The following is a 13,489-nucleotide window of genomic DNA, read 5'->3' on the forward strand; positions in this document are numbered from 1 at the left end:
CGGCATCACGCTCTGCCATGTCTGCGTATGTGCGTGTGTCGAGGCATTGCACGTCATCGGCGGTCCATGTCGGTAGCAAGGGGCGCTCAGGCACCGGTACGCACGACGACCGCGACCATGCGCACGAGGAGCACCAGACGGCTTCTAGTGCGAACACCGAAGATCTGGAGCTCACCGCACTTCTCGTTCAGTATCGCTCGCCGGTAGCCGCCGTCAGCTTGCCGCGTCAAATCAATGCTCGCAATGCGTTGCAGGCGGCCGTCCCGGCCCAGGAAACCAGCCGTCTCTTCAATATGCTCGGCACAGGGTTCGATGCATTACGGTTGTTTGGTTGGATTCTCTTGTTCGCCGCCGGCTTAGGCTTGTTCATCGCGCTCTACAACGCGCTTCGGCAACGACGACAAGATCTTGCGCTGATGCGGGCATTAGGTGCACCACGTCGCACATTGTTCTTGCACGTCTTGCTTGAAGGCCTACTTTTAGCCATTGTAGGCGGCGCGCTGGGGATTGCTCTCGGTCACCTTAGCGCCGAAGTACTAGGCCTTTGGATGCAACAAGCGCAACAACTCAATCTTACCGGCCGCGTGTGGCTATGGGAGGAGTTGGTGCTGCTTGGAGTCGCCGCTTTGATTGGTGCTATTGCGGCTCTCCTTCCCGCTATCCAAGCATATAGGCAAGATGTTGGTTTAGAATTAAGGAAACATTAGAACCGTTCCCGAAGGAGTGCCCATGCTCTATAGATTGCTCGTTCTGCTGCTTGCCGGCTTATTCCTTAGCGGTTGTAGCGATAGCGATTCGGTAGAAACGCAAGAGCAAGGAGCATCGGTCGCGGTCTATCTGGCCGACTCCCGCGACTTGGGAGAAGTCGCAGCCTTGAACTTAAAGCGCAACGACCGCGCGGAACTGATTCTGCATTTGCGGGCTGCCGATGGCAGCCCGCTGGCAGAGCAGGTGCTGACGGTTCGTTCCGAGCGAGGCAACGAAGTCTTTCTTAATTCCGAGACGACTGATCACGAGGGTAGCGTTAACCTATTCTTGCAGGCGCTAACTCCCGGGCAGGACACCTTAACAATCCTCGCCGGCGAAGCGAATAAAAGCTTCACGCTATTTGTTTCCGACGCTGGTTTCGACCCTTACTTCGGGGACACTGGCGACGGCAGCTTCGACCCCTACGGCCCTCCCGTCGGTCACGAGGAAGAGCATGCCTACGAGCTTCCCGAGATTGAAGGCGTCCTGCCGTGGAACACGCTCGCCGCCGTTGAAGTGCTGGAAGGCAACCAGGGAATGCCGCTACCGAAATTCGACGACAAAGTCGCTCGGCTCGATGGCGAACAAGTGAGCCTGCAAGGATTCATGACGCCGCTGGAGAACAGCGAGCGGCAAAGTCATTTCATTCTGACCAAGCTTCCCCCGACGTGCTTTTATTGCATTAGCGGGGGGCCGGAATCGGTTGTTGAAGTCAAAGCGAGACGGCCGGTCGCGGTTAGCATGGATCCGATTGTCATCGAAGGGCGTCTCGAACTGGTCAGAGAGCACGAAATGGGCCTGTTTTATCGGCTTATCGACGCGACGCTTTCTCGATAATCCCGCTAAACGCCTGTTCCGCGGGAAGAGGAGCCCGGCAGTGACAAACTTCTCTGACGGCGCTCCTTCTCTTATGGTTTAATTCCCCACCTGAGGAACAGCAGAGGGCATTCTACGACCCACACCCTCTGCTACTCTTGCCAAACCAATTATGGCAGAAGGGATAAGCACCTTGTGGCGCTACCTTTTCGAGGCCATTTATGGCAAGTTGCCAATGGCACGAAGGGCGCTCCGCGCCTTTTACAAAGACGAAGAACAGTTATCCGACATGGATGCGCGCTTTGCATGAGCTTTGCTGATCCGATAGGCGTATTTGATTCGGGTGTAGGCGGTCTATCCGTTCTGCGCGAAATTCATGCCTTGCTACCAAGCGAAAACTTGCTCTATGTAGCGGACTCCGCGCACGTCCCCTACGGCGAGAAGCCGGTTGGCTACGTTCAGGAGCGCTCCCGCCTTATCGCCCGGTTCTGTATCGAGCGCGGTGCGAAAGCGCTGGTTGTTGCCTGCAACACAGCCACCGCCGCAGCCGTTTCCTTATTGCGAGAGGAGTTTTCGCTCCCCGTAGTCGCCATGGAACCGGCCGTCAAACCGGCGGTTGCCGCTAGCCGTAACGGCAAAGTGGGCGTGCTGGCAACCAGCGGCACGTTAGCAAGCGCCCGTTTCGCCGCCTTGCTTGAACGCTTCGGGGCCGACACCGACATCATCACCCGGCCCTGCCCCGGCCTAGTCGAACAAGTCGAACTAGGCGAGCTTAACAGCCCCCGCACCCGACACCTTATTACCCGCTATACCCAACCGCTTCTCGAAGCCGATATCGACACCTTGATTCTCGGTTGCACTCACTATCCGTTTCTGCGGGAAACCATTGGCGATATCATTGGCCGCCACATCCAACTGATCGACACGGGAGCGGCTGTCGCCAATCAGCTGCGCCGCGCACTACAGGAAGCGAGAACCCTCAGTGCTACCGCCGCCGAAGGGCAGGTAGAATTCTGGACGACAGGCTCGCCCAGCGCGTTCGACCAAGTGTTAAGCCGCTTATGGCCAGGCGCCGATACGGCACGCCTCATCCCCACCTGCGAACCGCTCAACCCCTCCCAAAAAACACCTTCATCTTCTTGTTATTAAAGGAACTTTTCAAAACTCCCGCGTTCTAATCCAAGTAAGCGAAAAAGGCTGCCGCGGATATGCCGCCGAGCGTCGCCAACCCATTTCCCTTTTGGTTTTCTATGGAAGATGCGCACGACTGGCAGCAGCAGGACGAGTACGCCCATCGACGCTGGGTAGAGGAATACGCCATGACCGAAGCGACTAAGCTTGCGATCTGGGAGCAGGTCGAAAAAACCGACCCAAGCTATACCAAGCCCTTCAACCGAGGAGGCGGTTTCAAGGGAACCGCAACCAATGCCACCTATCTGGCCAAACGAGCCACCGAAGTCTTTGGCCCTATGGGCCTTGGTTGGGGGTTGGATATCCTTGACGAATCCCTTATGGAAGGCGCTCCCCTAGACGATCGCGGCACGCGCGAGTTGATTCACAAGGTACGCGTTAAGTTATGGTACCGCTATCAAGAACAACGGGGCGAAGTGGTTCAATTCGGCCAAACGACCTTTGTAGGTAAAAACCGGCACGGTTTGTTCACAGACGAAGAGGCGCCCAAGAAATCCCTCACCGACGGGATGAGCAAATGCTTGTCGCTACTGGGATTCTCGGCCGATATTCATCTGGGCCGCTACGACGACAATAAGTACGTACAAGAAATCACAGCCGAATTCCGCGAAAAACAAGAAGCGGAAGCCCGCAAGGCCGCGCCCAAGGTCGACGAAGCGCAACTGAAAGAGCTGCAACAGCTACTCAAAGAGACACAAACCGATGCGAAGAAATTCCACCGTTTCTTTAAAGTCGCCTCGTTGAAGGAGCTTCCGGAAGCGGACTTCGACCGCGCCAAACGGATGCTGGTCAAGAAGAAGGAGACGGCGACATGAGCGCAATCATCCCGCTCCATCACCATCAGGACACCCCGGCATGGCACAGCTATCGCGAGCGCATGGGCAATGCCTCCGAAACCGGCGCTTTGATGGGGTGCTCGCCTTGGTTTCCTCGCACGCCTCACGAACTCTGGTTAGTCAAAACCGGCCGCGCCTCTGTCGAAACCACGCCAGCCATGCGGCGCGGGCTGCTACTAGAGCAACATGCACGCGCCTATGCCGAGCAGATACTGGACGAAGTCTTCGAGCCACAGGTCGTTGCGCACGAGCGACTGAGCGCCAGCTTAGACGGGCTTAGTTTCGACGGCCGCTGGGTTCTGGAGATCAAATGCCCGCTAAAAGGCGCGAACTCCGCCACTTGGCAAACGATCGAAGCCACCGGCAAGCCGCCGCTGAACTATTGGTGGCAAGTTCAACAACAGCTGCTGTGTGCAAAGGCCGAAGGCGCTCACTTCCTTGTCTGCGAGGCGGATGAGGAAGAGATTCGCGGCTGTCTGAGGGTCGACATTCGTCCGGATGCCGAAGCCCAAGCCGCATTAGTAGAAAGCTGGACGGAATTCTTCGAACACTTAGACGACGACACGCCGCCGCCGTTAAGCCCAACCGACGTCGTGGTACGACACGATCGGGAATGGCGCGACGCCGTTGCGGAATGGAAAGAGTCGCGGCGATGGTTGGACGAGGCGCAGCGCGCGGAAACGCAAGCTCGGAAGCGGCTGATCGAAATGGCCGGAGACTACTCGACTAGCGGCGCCGGCATCAAGCTTACCCGTTTCTGGAAGAAAGGCGACATCGATTGGCGACGCGCCACCCAAGGTATGAACCTGGAGCCCTTCCGCAAGCCCGGCCGGTGGCAACACCGCATCTCGGAACAGGATCAATAAACGGTTAGGCATTAAGAACATACCCGCCGACAGCCCGTCCCACGGACGTCAGCGGGCACCTCGGCGTATAGATCACTTACTTCTGAGGCTGTTTCCGCATTAATCCTTCCTGGACCGTTGAGGCAACTAGCGTTCCGTCGCGGGTAAAAATCTGGCCGCGGGTGAAACCCCGGCTATTCGACGCACTCGGGCTTTCGATGCTATAGAGCAGCCAGTCGTCGAAACGAAACGCACGGTGAAACCACATACCGTGATCAAGACTGGCTAATTGCAAGTCAGGCTGCATGAACGAATACGCATGCGGCCGTAAAGCCGCACTCAATAAACCATGATCGGACGCATACGCTAACAATGCCTGGTGCAGGCTCAAATCGCCGGGTAACTGATCGCTGGCCCGAATCCAATAGTATTTTTTCGTGGGCAAGGGCTGCGGCGAGATCGGATCCTCGGGATCGATCGGTCGCGTCTCCACCGGTCGTGGGCGACGTAGCGCACGCTGCAACTTTTCCGACACCGGCTGGCGTTCGATATATCGCTCGACCAGCTCTCGCTCGCTCATAATGCCGTCAGGCCCCGGCACATCCGGCATCTCGTCCTGATGCTCAGCGCCTTGCTCGGGAATCTGAAAGGATGCCGCCAAATCGAAAATCGTACGCCCGTGTTGGATTGCCTTGACGCGGCGAGTGGTAAAACTGCCGCCGTCGCGCACCCGCTCGACATCGTAAACAATCGGTGCGGTGGCATCGCCAGGCCATAAAAATAGGCTTGCAACGAGTGGGCGATGCGGCCTTCAACCGTGTGCGTCGCCGCCATTAGCGCTTGTCCAAGTACCTGGCCACCGAAAACCCGATTCCCAACCACCTTACGGCTTTCGCCCCGAAACAGATTTTCCTCAAGCTGCTCCAGTTGCATCAATCCGACCAAGTCTTGTAACTCGCCTACGCTCATGCGCCACTCCTCAAAAACTAGCTGACGACATATTAACACCAGCTAAACTAGAAACAATGAAACGTAGACGCGCACTGCCACTCCCTGCCATTGGCAAATGGCGCTACTTTCCGTAGGCTTCGACTCACGATCGCAGTTACCGGACACTGATATATGGACTGTCGCTCAGGCTGCGGCGCGTGCTGTATCGCGCCCTCGATCAGCTCCCCGATCCCCGGCATGCCGCATGGTAAACCGGCCGGCGTGCCTTGCGTACAGCTGGATGAAAAGCTCCGCTGCCGCTTATTCGGCGATTCGCGCCGGCCGGCGGTGTGCCGACGCCTGCAACCGGAACCGCAGATGTGCGGCAACAACCGCGACGAAGCGTTAGCCGAATTGTCGCGCCTGGAAATAGCGACTGCTAACCCGCCCTAAGGCGCAGGAGTAGACTTTACCGCACCCGATCTCCTGCCCCACGCCCACAGGCTTAAAAGGCAGCGCCGTCTTAGCCGAACCACTCGGGCTCGTTGCCCGGTCGCCATTTTATGTTGCAGCCTATGCTCGGTTTCTGCTCGGCCGAAATTTCATGGCCGGCCAGCACGGCATTGGTAGCCGAACGCAGCTCCGCGCCGGTGACCGCTTCGTTATTTTTCGGCGTGCTGGCATCGAAACGGCCTCGATACACTAGACAACGCTCGCGATCAAAAAGGAAAAAGTCCGGCGTACATGCCGCCTTATAGGCCCTAGCGACTGTTTGTTCAGGATCGAATAAGTACGGAAACGGATAACCTGCGCGAACCTTCTCGGCCATCATTTTCTCCGGTGCGTCGTCCGGATAGCGCTCCGCATCGTTCGCATTGATGCCGACGATGGCAACGCCCTGCCCTAAGAACTCTTTCGCATAGTCAACCAGCCCTTCGCTTAGATGACGAACATAGGGGCAATGGTTGCACATAAAAATAACGAGCAACGCCGTCGAGTCTTCGAAGTCGTCGATCGTAACCCAGTTACCTTCGGTATCCTTTAGCCGAAAAGCCGGCGCCGGGGTACCGAGCGCAAGCATTGTCGATTTCACCGATACCATGCCTATATCCTTACTCGCTCATCAAGAGCGTTCCCCGGGAACGCTCGCGTTTCTCATGCCCATTGCCGCTGCATGCGGGCTGGGTATCGACGATGCAATAACACTTAATTTTCCCGATCTTCACGACCGACGAACTCCCCTGCTTCGGCAGCCGCGAACTCTTCTTGCAAACCCTCCAGAATACGCTCGCCTTGCTCCCCTGTCATCTCAACGTAACGCTCGCGCACCGGTAAGCTCAAGGCGTGAAACGCTTCCCGCTCTTCTTCGGACAGCTCGATAATTTCTATATCGCTGTTTTCCCGGATGACATTCAAGCGTTCCGCATTGTAATCGCGCTGAACCTGAAAAATATAATCGTCCAGCTCTTCTTTAACGTCCTGCAACATTGCTTGAGTCTCGGCATCCAGGCCGTCATAGAACTGCGGATTCGTGACCACACTAGCAACGAACTGCAAGTGCCGCGGCATAACGAGATAATCTTGCACCTCGTAGAAACTCATTTCCTCGATAGCGAAGATCGGGTTCACCTGGCCATCGATCGTATTCAGTTGCAGCGCGCTATAGACCTCCGCGTATGGCAAGGGCGCCGGGTTAGCGCCATAGGCTCGGTAAGCCTCTAACAACAGAGGCGAGACCATGGTACGAATACGAAACCCTTGGAAATCTTCAGGTGTACGCAACGGCCGGTTACCCGTCCAGGCCATCCACCCTTCGGGAATCATTGCGAGCAATTTGAGATTCCGCCGCATATAGGCATCGGCAAGCGGTCCGTATATGGTCGGGCTATCTCTGAGCACCTCAGCATTGGCTTCGTTATCTTCCGAAAACAGAAAATGCAGATTCATAACCTGCACTTCCGGCACAACCGAACCCAAATGCCCTGGCGATGCAAAGGCGAATTCCAACGTTCCGTTCTGGATCAATTCGCTCAGTTGCGCCGAGGTGCCTAAGGTGCCGTAAGGATAAATTAGAACTTCAATATCCCCGCCGCTGCGCTCTTCGACCAACGCCTTAAACCGCTGGGCATAAGCGTCCTGCACGCTGCCATCGATTTCCTCCAAGGCAAAGCGCCATTGTTGGGTGCCGTCGCCCGGCGCATCGCCGCAGCCAGTTAAAACGAGAAACAGACAAAGCAACATCCATCGCCGCATAGTTAATTCGCCTCCCCGTTGTCTTATCGATTATCGGGCATATCGAGCTAAGGTTCCGCCTCTGCGCTGCTACGCCTTAGCCGAGGCAGCAAGCCTGCTCGCCAAGCCGGAAAAGATTTACCGCCAGCCTCTTTAGAAGTACCTCCAGAGTCATTACGTCTGGTAAGGATGAAGAAACAAAAACAAATGCGCCTTATTAATTTTCTAATTAAAACCCTAGCCGTATTGGACCGCGGCCTGGAACGCTGCGAAGCCATACTGCTTTCCGGGGCCGTATTGGCCATGGCCGTTCTTAATGTCGCCAATGTTATTGGCCGTAACCTGGGTCATAGCTTGCCGTTTACGGGTGAACTCAATCGCTTATTAATCGTTCTTATCACCTTTATGGGGGTCGGCTACGCCGCACGCAAAGCCCGACATATCCGAATGTCGGCTTTAGCCGAACAGTTTCATGGGATTAGCGCCAAAATTCTGCACATTACCATTCACCTAGGTACCGCTGTCCTGCTGTTCGCACTCGCATGGTTCGCGCTTGATTATGTCCAGCAAACACGACAGATCGGCAGTGTCACGGCCTCCCTGCATATTCCGCTTTACTTAATATACCTTGCGATACCGATCGGTTTATGCCTCGGCGGTATTCAGTTTTTACTGGCGGCCATTCGCAACATCGCCACCCCCGGCGTTTATCTAGCGTTCAATGTTCCCGACACTCAGGACGATGACCACCACAACGGACGGATCTGAGCATGGTAACGGTGCTTGCGCTGGTTATGTTGACCCTACTCCTGTTGGGCTTCCCAATGCTGGTCCCCTTGCTTGCCGGGGCCTTGTTACTGGCGCTAGTCTTTATCGACGTCGACCCAAGCAATCTCATTTCGGCAATGGTGCGCGGTATCGAGCCGGAAGTACTGGTTGCCGTGCCGATGTTTATCTTCGCCGCCGACTTGATGACGCATGGCCAAACGGCAAACCGCCTACTCGATTTGGTTATGTCGTTTATTCGTCATATACGTGGCGGGCTCCCCATAACGACCGCAGCCAGCTGCACCTTATTCGGTGCCGTATCCGGCTCGACACAGGCGACGGTAGTAGCCATGGGGCAGCCGTTACGACCGAAACTATTACAGGCGGGTTATAAAGACAGCTTTGCCTTGGCGCTGATCATTAACGCCAGCGACATCGCACTACTGATTCCGCCCTCGATCGGCATGATCATTTATGGCGTCGTCTCCGGCACCTCGGTGGGCGAATTATTTATCGCCGGCATCGGGCCGGGCTTGCTTATCCTGTGTTTGTTCTCTATCTATTGCTATATCGTCTCCCGCCGCCAGAACATTCCTATCCTCCCGCCCGCCAGTTGGCGAGAGCGGCGCCGCGCCGTTGTGCGAGGGCTATTGCCGCTTGGTTTTCCGGTTATCGTCATCGGCGGTATCTATACCGGCAACTTTAGTCCGACCGAGGCGGGAGCCATGTCGGTTCTATACGCCTTGTTTCTGGAGCTTGCGGTCTTTCGCAAACTGAAGCTTGTCGATATTCCTGCGATCGCCTTATCGACCGGCCTGATCACCGCCGTGGTGTTTATCCTCGTCGGTGCGGGAGGCGCCTTTTCCTGGGCTATCTCTTTCGCTCAGATTCCGCAGCTGTTGCTCGGCGATTTCATCGCCAATGCTGCGCAAAACCCTACCTTGGTCCTTGTGTTTATCTGTTTGGCTTTCTTTGTCGGCTGCATGTTCGTCGATCCGATCGTCGTCATTCTCGTGCTCACGCCGCTGTTTGCACCGGCGATACAAATGTCCGGCCTGGACCCCGTGCTAGTGGGTACACTGATCACCCTCCAGGTTGCCATCGGCTCGGCGACGCCTCCGTTCGGTTGCGACATCTTCACCGCCATCGCCGTGTTCCGTCGCCCCTACCTTGAAGTCATTCGCGGTACGCCGCCGTTTATCGCCATCCTCATCTCCGCCACCGGGCTACTCATCGCTTTCCCGCAAATTGCCCTTTTCCTTCGCGATCTGGCCTACGGTTAGAACGCGCGGCTTACACCGACATGTAAGCCACATCGAATGGCCCTGATAACGATTAGCCGCTTTGCTGCTGTTAAAGGTTTCCCACTCGCGCGGGGTGTTATTATCGATAACCGCTCATAAATACTGTTTCAGGGAGCCGGCGAAGGTATCCTCTGCAAGTTCACCAGGCCTTATGCTCATTTAGCCTGTTTCAAGAGGCGGAGACTACGCCGTCAGGAGGAGAACGGCGGTAACAGCGTGTAGACAGCAAGCTCGGCCGCAAGGCGCATGGGCGCTAGTTCGCTCTGTCGGGAACTCTCCCCTAGCGGCGGCCTCCCATCGCTCTAAAGGCACCGTAAACGGCAACGTAACCGTGACTGACAAATGACCGGCACGAAAGGACGACCGGCAAGTAGGTGAGACAAAGGAATGGCCACCAGGAATCCGCTTGATCCGCCAACTAACGACGAGAAGGTGTTGCTCGTCGAAGACAACCGGACTCAAGCCCGCTTGATCGAGCAAATGCTACGCGAAGAAGGGGAAACCGATTACGAGATCGTCCATGTTCAACGTCTGAGCGCCGGTCTCGAACAGCTCGCCCATACCACGATAAGCGTCGTGCTACTCGATTTATCGCTCCCAGACAGCCGGGGCTTGCCGACTTTCGAACGACTGCAAACCCACGCCGCCAGGCTGCCCGTCATCATTTTAACCGGCCAACGCGACCTGGACATGGCGCTTGAGGCCTTGGACAAAGGCGCACAAGACTATCTGGTCAAAGACGACGTCACCTCCAGCAGCCTGGTAAAGGCAATCCATTACGCGATCAAACGCAAACAGGCGGAACAGCAAATCCGCTTTCAAGCCTCGCTGCTCAACCAGGTGCAAAATGCCGTCATTGCCACCGACGAACAGCAGCGTATTACTTATTGGAACCACTTCGCGGAAACGATGTATGGCTGGCAGGCGGAAGACGTCATGGACCGGCCGGCACTGGATCTACTACTGGCGGAAGAGGAAAACGAGCTTGTCGCCGCCTTACGGCATGCCATGTCGGCAGAGCAAGCCTGGGAAGGCGAATTGCAGCTAAAACATAAGGACGACAGTTCCTTTCCAGGCTATATGTCGCTCTCTCCGCTACGCGACCCGAACGATAGCTTATCCGGCTTTGTCACCATCACGGTCGATATAAGCGAGCGCAAAGAGGTCGAGCGACAGCTTGCCCACAGCGCATTCCACGACTCTCTGACCAACCTCCCGAACCGAGCACTATTCTCCGAGCGCCTGGAGCGTGCACTCTTGAGGGGGCAACGGCGCAACTGGCGCTATGCCGTCATGATGATGGACCTCGACCGTTTCAAGCGAATTAACGACAGCCTCGGTCACATGGCCGGCGACCAGTTGCTGGTTCAATTCGCTCAGCGCGTGCACGAATGCCTTCGCCCAGGCGACACCTTAGCCCGCCAAGGCGGCGACGAGTTCACGATTTTGCTGGAAGATCTTAGCGACAGCACCGATGCCATTCGTGTCGCCGAGCGTATTCACCTTGCCCTGGCGCAGCCCTTCACCATCGCCGGGCAGGACATCAAAACCTCGACCAGTATCGGTATAGCCTTTAGCTCGCGCGGCTATCAAGAGCCGAGCGAGGTACTACGGGACGCCGACATTGCTATGTACCAAGCCAAAGCCCGGGGCCGGGGCTGTCATGTCATCTTCGAAAAAGGTATGCGTGCCCATGCCGTCTCCGCCCTCCAACGCGAATCGGAGCTACGCCGCGCGGTAGAACGGCGCGAGTTCGAAACGCTGTATCAACCGATCATCGATCTAAAAACCGGCCGCTGTAAGGGGTGCGAGGTTTTACTGCGCTGGCGGCATCCCGACGAGGGGTTGCTCTCCCCTTCCGAGTTTTTACAAACCGCGGAAGAAACCGGACTGATCATCCCGATCGGAGAGCAGATTCTAGAAGAGACCTGCTTACAACTAGGCCGCTGGGATAAAGAGCTCGGCTTGGCACCTGATTTCGAGGTCCACCTAAACCTCTCCGCCAACCAGCTCTGCCACCGCGGATTAGCGCAACAGGTACGCGACACCTTATATCGTACCGGCATCGATCCCAGGCGGATAACGCTGGAAGTGGGGGAGCAAGCCTTGCTGGAGCACCCCGTTCTTGCCGCAGTTATGGTCGCAGAGCTAAGAGCGTTGGGCACCAAGATAAGCGTTAACGACTTCGGCTCCGGCTTCTCTTCGCTGAGGGCGTTAAGGCATTTTCAAGTCGATGCGCTAAAAATCGACCGTACCTTCATTCAATCCTTGGGGCCGCAAACAAAAGCCAGCGCGATCGTCAAAGCCATCATCGAATTGGCCAACCAACTGGAGGTCGACTTGATCGCGGTCGGGGTGGAAAACACCGATCATCGACAAGAACTGATCGAGTTGGGCTGTCGGCACGCTCAAGGAAGCCTTTTCTTCCCGCCTCTGGAAGCCAATGCCATGATGCACTGCGTAACGCATTGAGATGCCACACCCGAATTGCCGCTATCGCAGCTTATCGAGCTTAACGCACGATCGTCTTTCGCCTTTACTCGCATATACTTGCTGACTATTCTTTACCGCAAACCGCCGAGACAACCCTAACGGCAGACGTTAAACTGCTATCAATGGAAGATAATAATATGCGTGTTCCCCTAAGGACTAGGCAGACCATGAAGAGAACAACGAAATGGTTACCTGTACTGATCGGAGCGCTCGCGCTGAGCGGCTGCGACGATTGGAGCTGGCGGGATTTTTTCACGGGCGAATCGGGGCGCGGAGAGCTTACCCTAGCGCTGACCGATGGGCCGGTCGACGACGCGGAAGAGGTTGTTATTCAACTGCGCGGGTTAGAGCTGCACCCTGCGGAAGGCGATACCGTTCGCATCGAGTTCGACCAAGCCGAGACGATCGACTTACTACAGCTACAAGGCGAACAAAGCCATACGATATTAAGCCGTCATCGTATCAAAGGCGGCGAATACACACGCGTTCGCTTATTGATCGACGATGCCAGCACCGTCGCCGGCGCCTCCTACGTCACCGTTGACGGTTCTCAGTACGACCTTCGGCTAGGCGCCAGCGGCCAAACTAGCGGTACCCGTATCGTAGTGCCTGCGGACGGTAGAGCCGATTACACCTTGGATGTCGACCTGCGCAAATCGCTGACCCGCACCACCTCAAGCGCCGGCGATTTTCAGTTGACCCCGTTTATTCGCGTCGTCGACACCGAGCGGGCCGGCAGCATTACCGGCGATGTGGCGAGTCGGTTGATGGGCGACGAGAACTGCTGGAATACCCAAGGGCAACGGCACGGCGCTGCCGTTTATGTCTTCGAAGGCCATAACGCATCGATACGCGATATCCGCCGGCATCACAGCGACCCTATAACCACCGCCATCGTGGACCCATCGGATCGCACCTATACGGCCGGCTTTATCCCGCCCGGCAATTACACCGTTGCCTTCACCTGCCAGGCCGGGCGCGACGACCCCACACGAAACAGCAATGTATCGTTCGGCAACGGCGTGAATGTTACGGTCGAACGCGGCCGCAGCACACGCCACGACTTCCAATAAAGCATTTCACGCCGCCAGATTTCTTTATCGGCACGCCCAGCCAGGAGCCCTCCTTCGGGTTTCTGACTGGGCGCGATCCATCGGCAACGCCGCCGTCCTTGGCAAAAGCCGTAATGTGACCAAGAACCCGAAGAAGAGCCCGAACGGGCCAATCCAAGCCGTAAAGGCGTACTAGAGCGAATGCTAAAAATCTCGTATCCTATTATACCGATACTGCCTTCTCCCTCTGGCCGCGGCCCCTGTCCGGACGTGTC

The 13,489-nt window shown here is 56.5% G+C and carries 13 protein-coding genes; 10 read left to right on the forward strand and 3 right to left on the reverse strand.

What is annotated here, in order from left to right; translation table 11 throughout:
- From CAI21_RS21960 to CAI21_RS21980, 5 genes are all read left to right on the forward strand, one after another.
- Positions 1-707, forward strand: a 707-nt coding sequence (locus CAI21_RS21960) for an FtsX-like permease family protein (protein WP_220349043.1), incomplete at its 5' end; no start/stop codon positions are given.
- A 22-nt stretch (positions 708-729) separates the two neighbouring features.
- Complete coding sequence (locus CAI21_RS21965; RefSeq protein WP_116304261.1) at positions 730-1,584, forward strand: DUF3299 domain-containing protein; 855 nt, start codon at positions 730-732, stop codon at positions 1,582-1,584.
- 285 nt (positions 1,585-1,869) lie between these two features.
- The gene (gene murI / locus CAI21_RS21970) at positions 1,870-2,712 is read left to right on the forward strand and encodes a glutamate racemase (protein WP_116304262.1); all 843 of its coding nucleotides are present in this window, start codon (positions 1,870-1,872) and stop codon (positions 2,710-2,712) included.
- A 59-nt stretch (positions 2,713-2,771) separates the two neighbouring features.
- Positions 2,772-3,569: a hypothetical protein gene (locus CAI21_RS21975; RefSeq protein ID WP_116304263.1), complete on the forward strand. Its 798-nt coding sequence runs from the start codon at positions 2,772-2,774 to the stop codon at positions 3,567-3,569.
- Positions 3,566-4,456: a lambda-exonuclease family protein gene (locus CAI21_RS21980; RefSeq protein ID WP_116304264.1), complete on the forward strand. Its 891-nt coding sequence runs from the start codon at positions 3,566-3,568 to the stop codon at positions 4,454-4,456. Before CAI21_RS21975 ends, CAI21_RS21980 begins: the two co-directional genes overlap by 4 nt.
- 76 nt (positions 4,457-4,532) lie before the next feature.
- Here CAI21_RS21980 and CAI21_RS21985 read toward each other — a convergent pair whose 3' ends face one another.
- The gene (locus tag CAI21_RS21985; RefSeq protein ID WP_258868272.1) at positions 4,533-5,165 is read right to left on the reverse strand and encodes an acyl-CoA thioesterase; all 633 of its coding nucleotides are present in this window, start codon (positions 5,163-5,165) and stop codon (positions 4,533-4,535) included.
- Positions 5,166-5,557: 392 nt separating this feature from the next.
- Between CAI21_RS21985 and CAI21_RS21990 the strand changes: the two genes are divergently transcribed.
- Positions 5,558-5,818 carry a YkgJ family cysteine cluster protein gene (locus tag CAI21_RS21990; RefSeq protein WP_116304265.1) on the forward strand — a complete coding sequence of 87 codons (261 nt, stop codon included), beginning with the start codon at positions 5,558-5,560 and terminating at the stop codon, positions 5,816-5,818.
- A 70-nt stretch (positions 5,819-5,888) separates the two neighbouring features.
- On the opposite strand, the gene CAI21_RS21995 is transcribed toward CAI21_RS21990, so the two are convergent.
- Positions 5,889-6,467, reverse strand: a complete 579-nt coding sequence (locus CAI21_RS21995; RefSeq protein WP_116304266.1) for a thioredoxin family protein — start codon at positions 6,465-6,467, stop codon at positions 5,889-5,891.
- 104 nt (positions 6,468-6,571) lie between these two features.
- Positions 6,572-7,618: a TRAP transporter substrate-binding protein gene (locus CAI21_RS22000; RefSeq protein WP_116304267.1), complete on the reverse strand. Its 1,047-nt coding sequence runs from the start codon at positions 7,616-7,618 to the stop codon at positions 6,572-6,574.
- Between the two features lie 168 nt (positions 7,619-7,786).
- Here CAI21_RS22000 and CAI21_RS22005 point away from each other — a divergent pair, with 168 nt between their 5' ends.
- The 4 genes from CAI21_RS22005 (at position 7,787) to CAI21_RS22020 (ending at position 13,235) form a co-directional block, all read left to right on the forward strand.
- Entirely contained in the window at positions 7,787-8,365 is a 579-nt protein-coding gene (locus CAI21_RS22005) for a TRAP transporter small permease (protein WP_116304268.1), read from the forward strand.
- 2 nt (positions 8,366-8,367) lie between these two features.
- Positions 8,368-9,648 (forward strand): TRAP transporter large permease, encoded by a 1,281-nt coding sequence (locus CAI21_RS22010; protein WP_116304269.1) that lies wholly within the window; start codon positions 8,368-8,370, stop codon positions 9,646-9,648.
- A 408-nt stretch (positions 9,649-10,056) separates the two neighbouring features.
- Positions 10,057-12,141, forward strand: a complete 2,085-nt coding sequence (locus CAI21_RS22015; protein ID WP_116304270.1) for a putative bifunctional diguanylate cyclase/phosphodiesterase — start codon at positions 10,057-10,059, stop codon at positions 12,139-12,141.
- 188 nt (positions 12,142-12,329) lie between these two features.
- Entirely contained in the window at positions 12,330-13,235 is a 906-nt protein-coding gene (locus CAI21_RS22020; RefSeq protein WP_181919589.1) for a DUF4382 domain-containing protein, read from the forward strand.
- The last annotated feature ends 254 nt before the right edge of the window (positions 13,236-13,489 follow it).

The sequence above is a fragment of the Alkalilimnicola ehrlichii genome (assembly GCF_003399765.1).
Taxonomy (GTDB): Bacteria; Pseudomonadota; Gammaproteobacteria; order Nitrococcales; family AK92; genus AK92.

Bases quoted from the DNA above. Each gene is read 5' to 3' on its own strand.
- CAI21_RS22005 (WP_116304268.1), top strand. From the start codon at position 7,787: ATGAAGAAACAAAAACAAATGCGCCTTATTAATTTTCTAATTAAAACC.
- CAI21_RS22000 (WP_116304267.1), bottom strand. From the start codon at position 7,618: ATGCGGCGATGGATGTTGCTTTGTCTGTTTCTCGTTTTAACTGGCTGC.
- CAI21_RS21965 (WP_116304261.1), top strand. From the start codon at position 730: ATGCTCTATAGATTGCTCGTTCTGCTGCTTGCCGGCTTATTCCTTAGC.
- murI (WP_116304262.1), top strand. From the start codon at position 1,870: ATGAGCTTTGCTGATCCGATAGGCGTATTTGATTCGGGTGTAGGCGGT.
- CAI21_RS22010 (WP_116304269.1), top strand. From the start codon at position 8,368: ATGGTAACGGTGCTTGCGCTGGTTATGTTGACCCTACTCCTGTTGGGC.
- CAI21_RS22015 (WP_116304270.1), top strand. From the start codon at position 10,057: ATGGCCACCAGGAATCCGCTTGATCCGCCAACTAACGACGAGAAGGTG.
- CAI21_RS22020 (WP_181919589.1), top strand. From the start codon at position 12,330: ATGAAGAGAACAACGAAATGGTTACCTGTACTGATCGGAGCGCTCGCG.
- CAI21_RS21980 (WP_116304264.1), top strand. From the start codon at position 3,566: ATGAGCGCAATCATCCCGCTCCATCACCATCAGGACACCCCGGCATGG.
- CAI21_RS21990 (WP_116304265.1), top strand. From the start codon at position 5,558: ATGGACTGTCGCTCAGGCTGCGGCGCGTGCTGTATCGCGCCCTCGATC.
- CAI21_RS21975 (WP_116304263.1), top strand. From the start codon at position 2,772: ATGCCGCCGAGCGTCGCCAACCCATTTCCCTTTTGGTTTTCTATGGAA.
- CAI21_RS21995 (WP_116304266.1), bottom strand. From the start codon at position 6,467: ATGGTATCGGTGAAATCGACAATGCTTGCGCTCGGTACCCCGGCGCCG.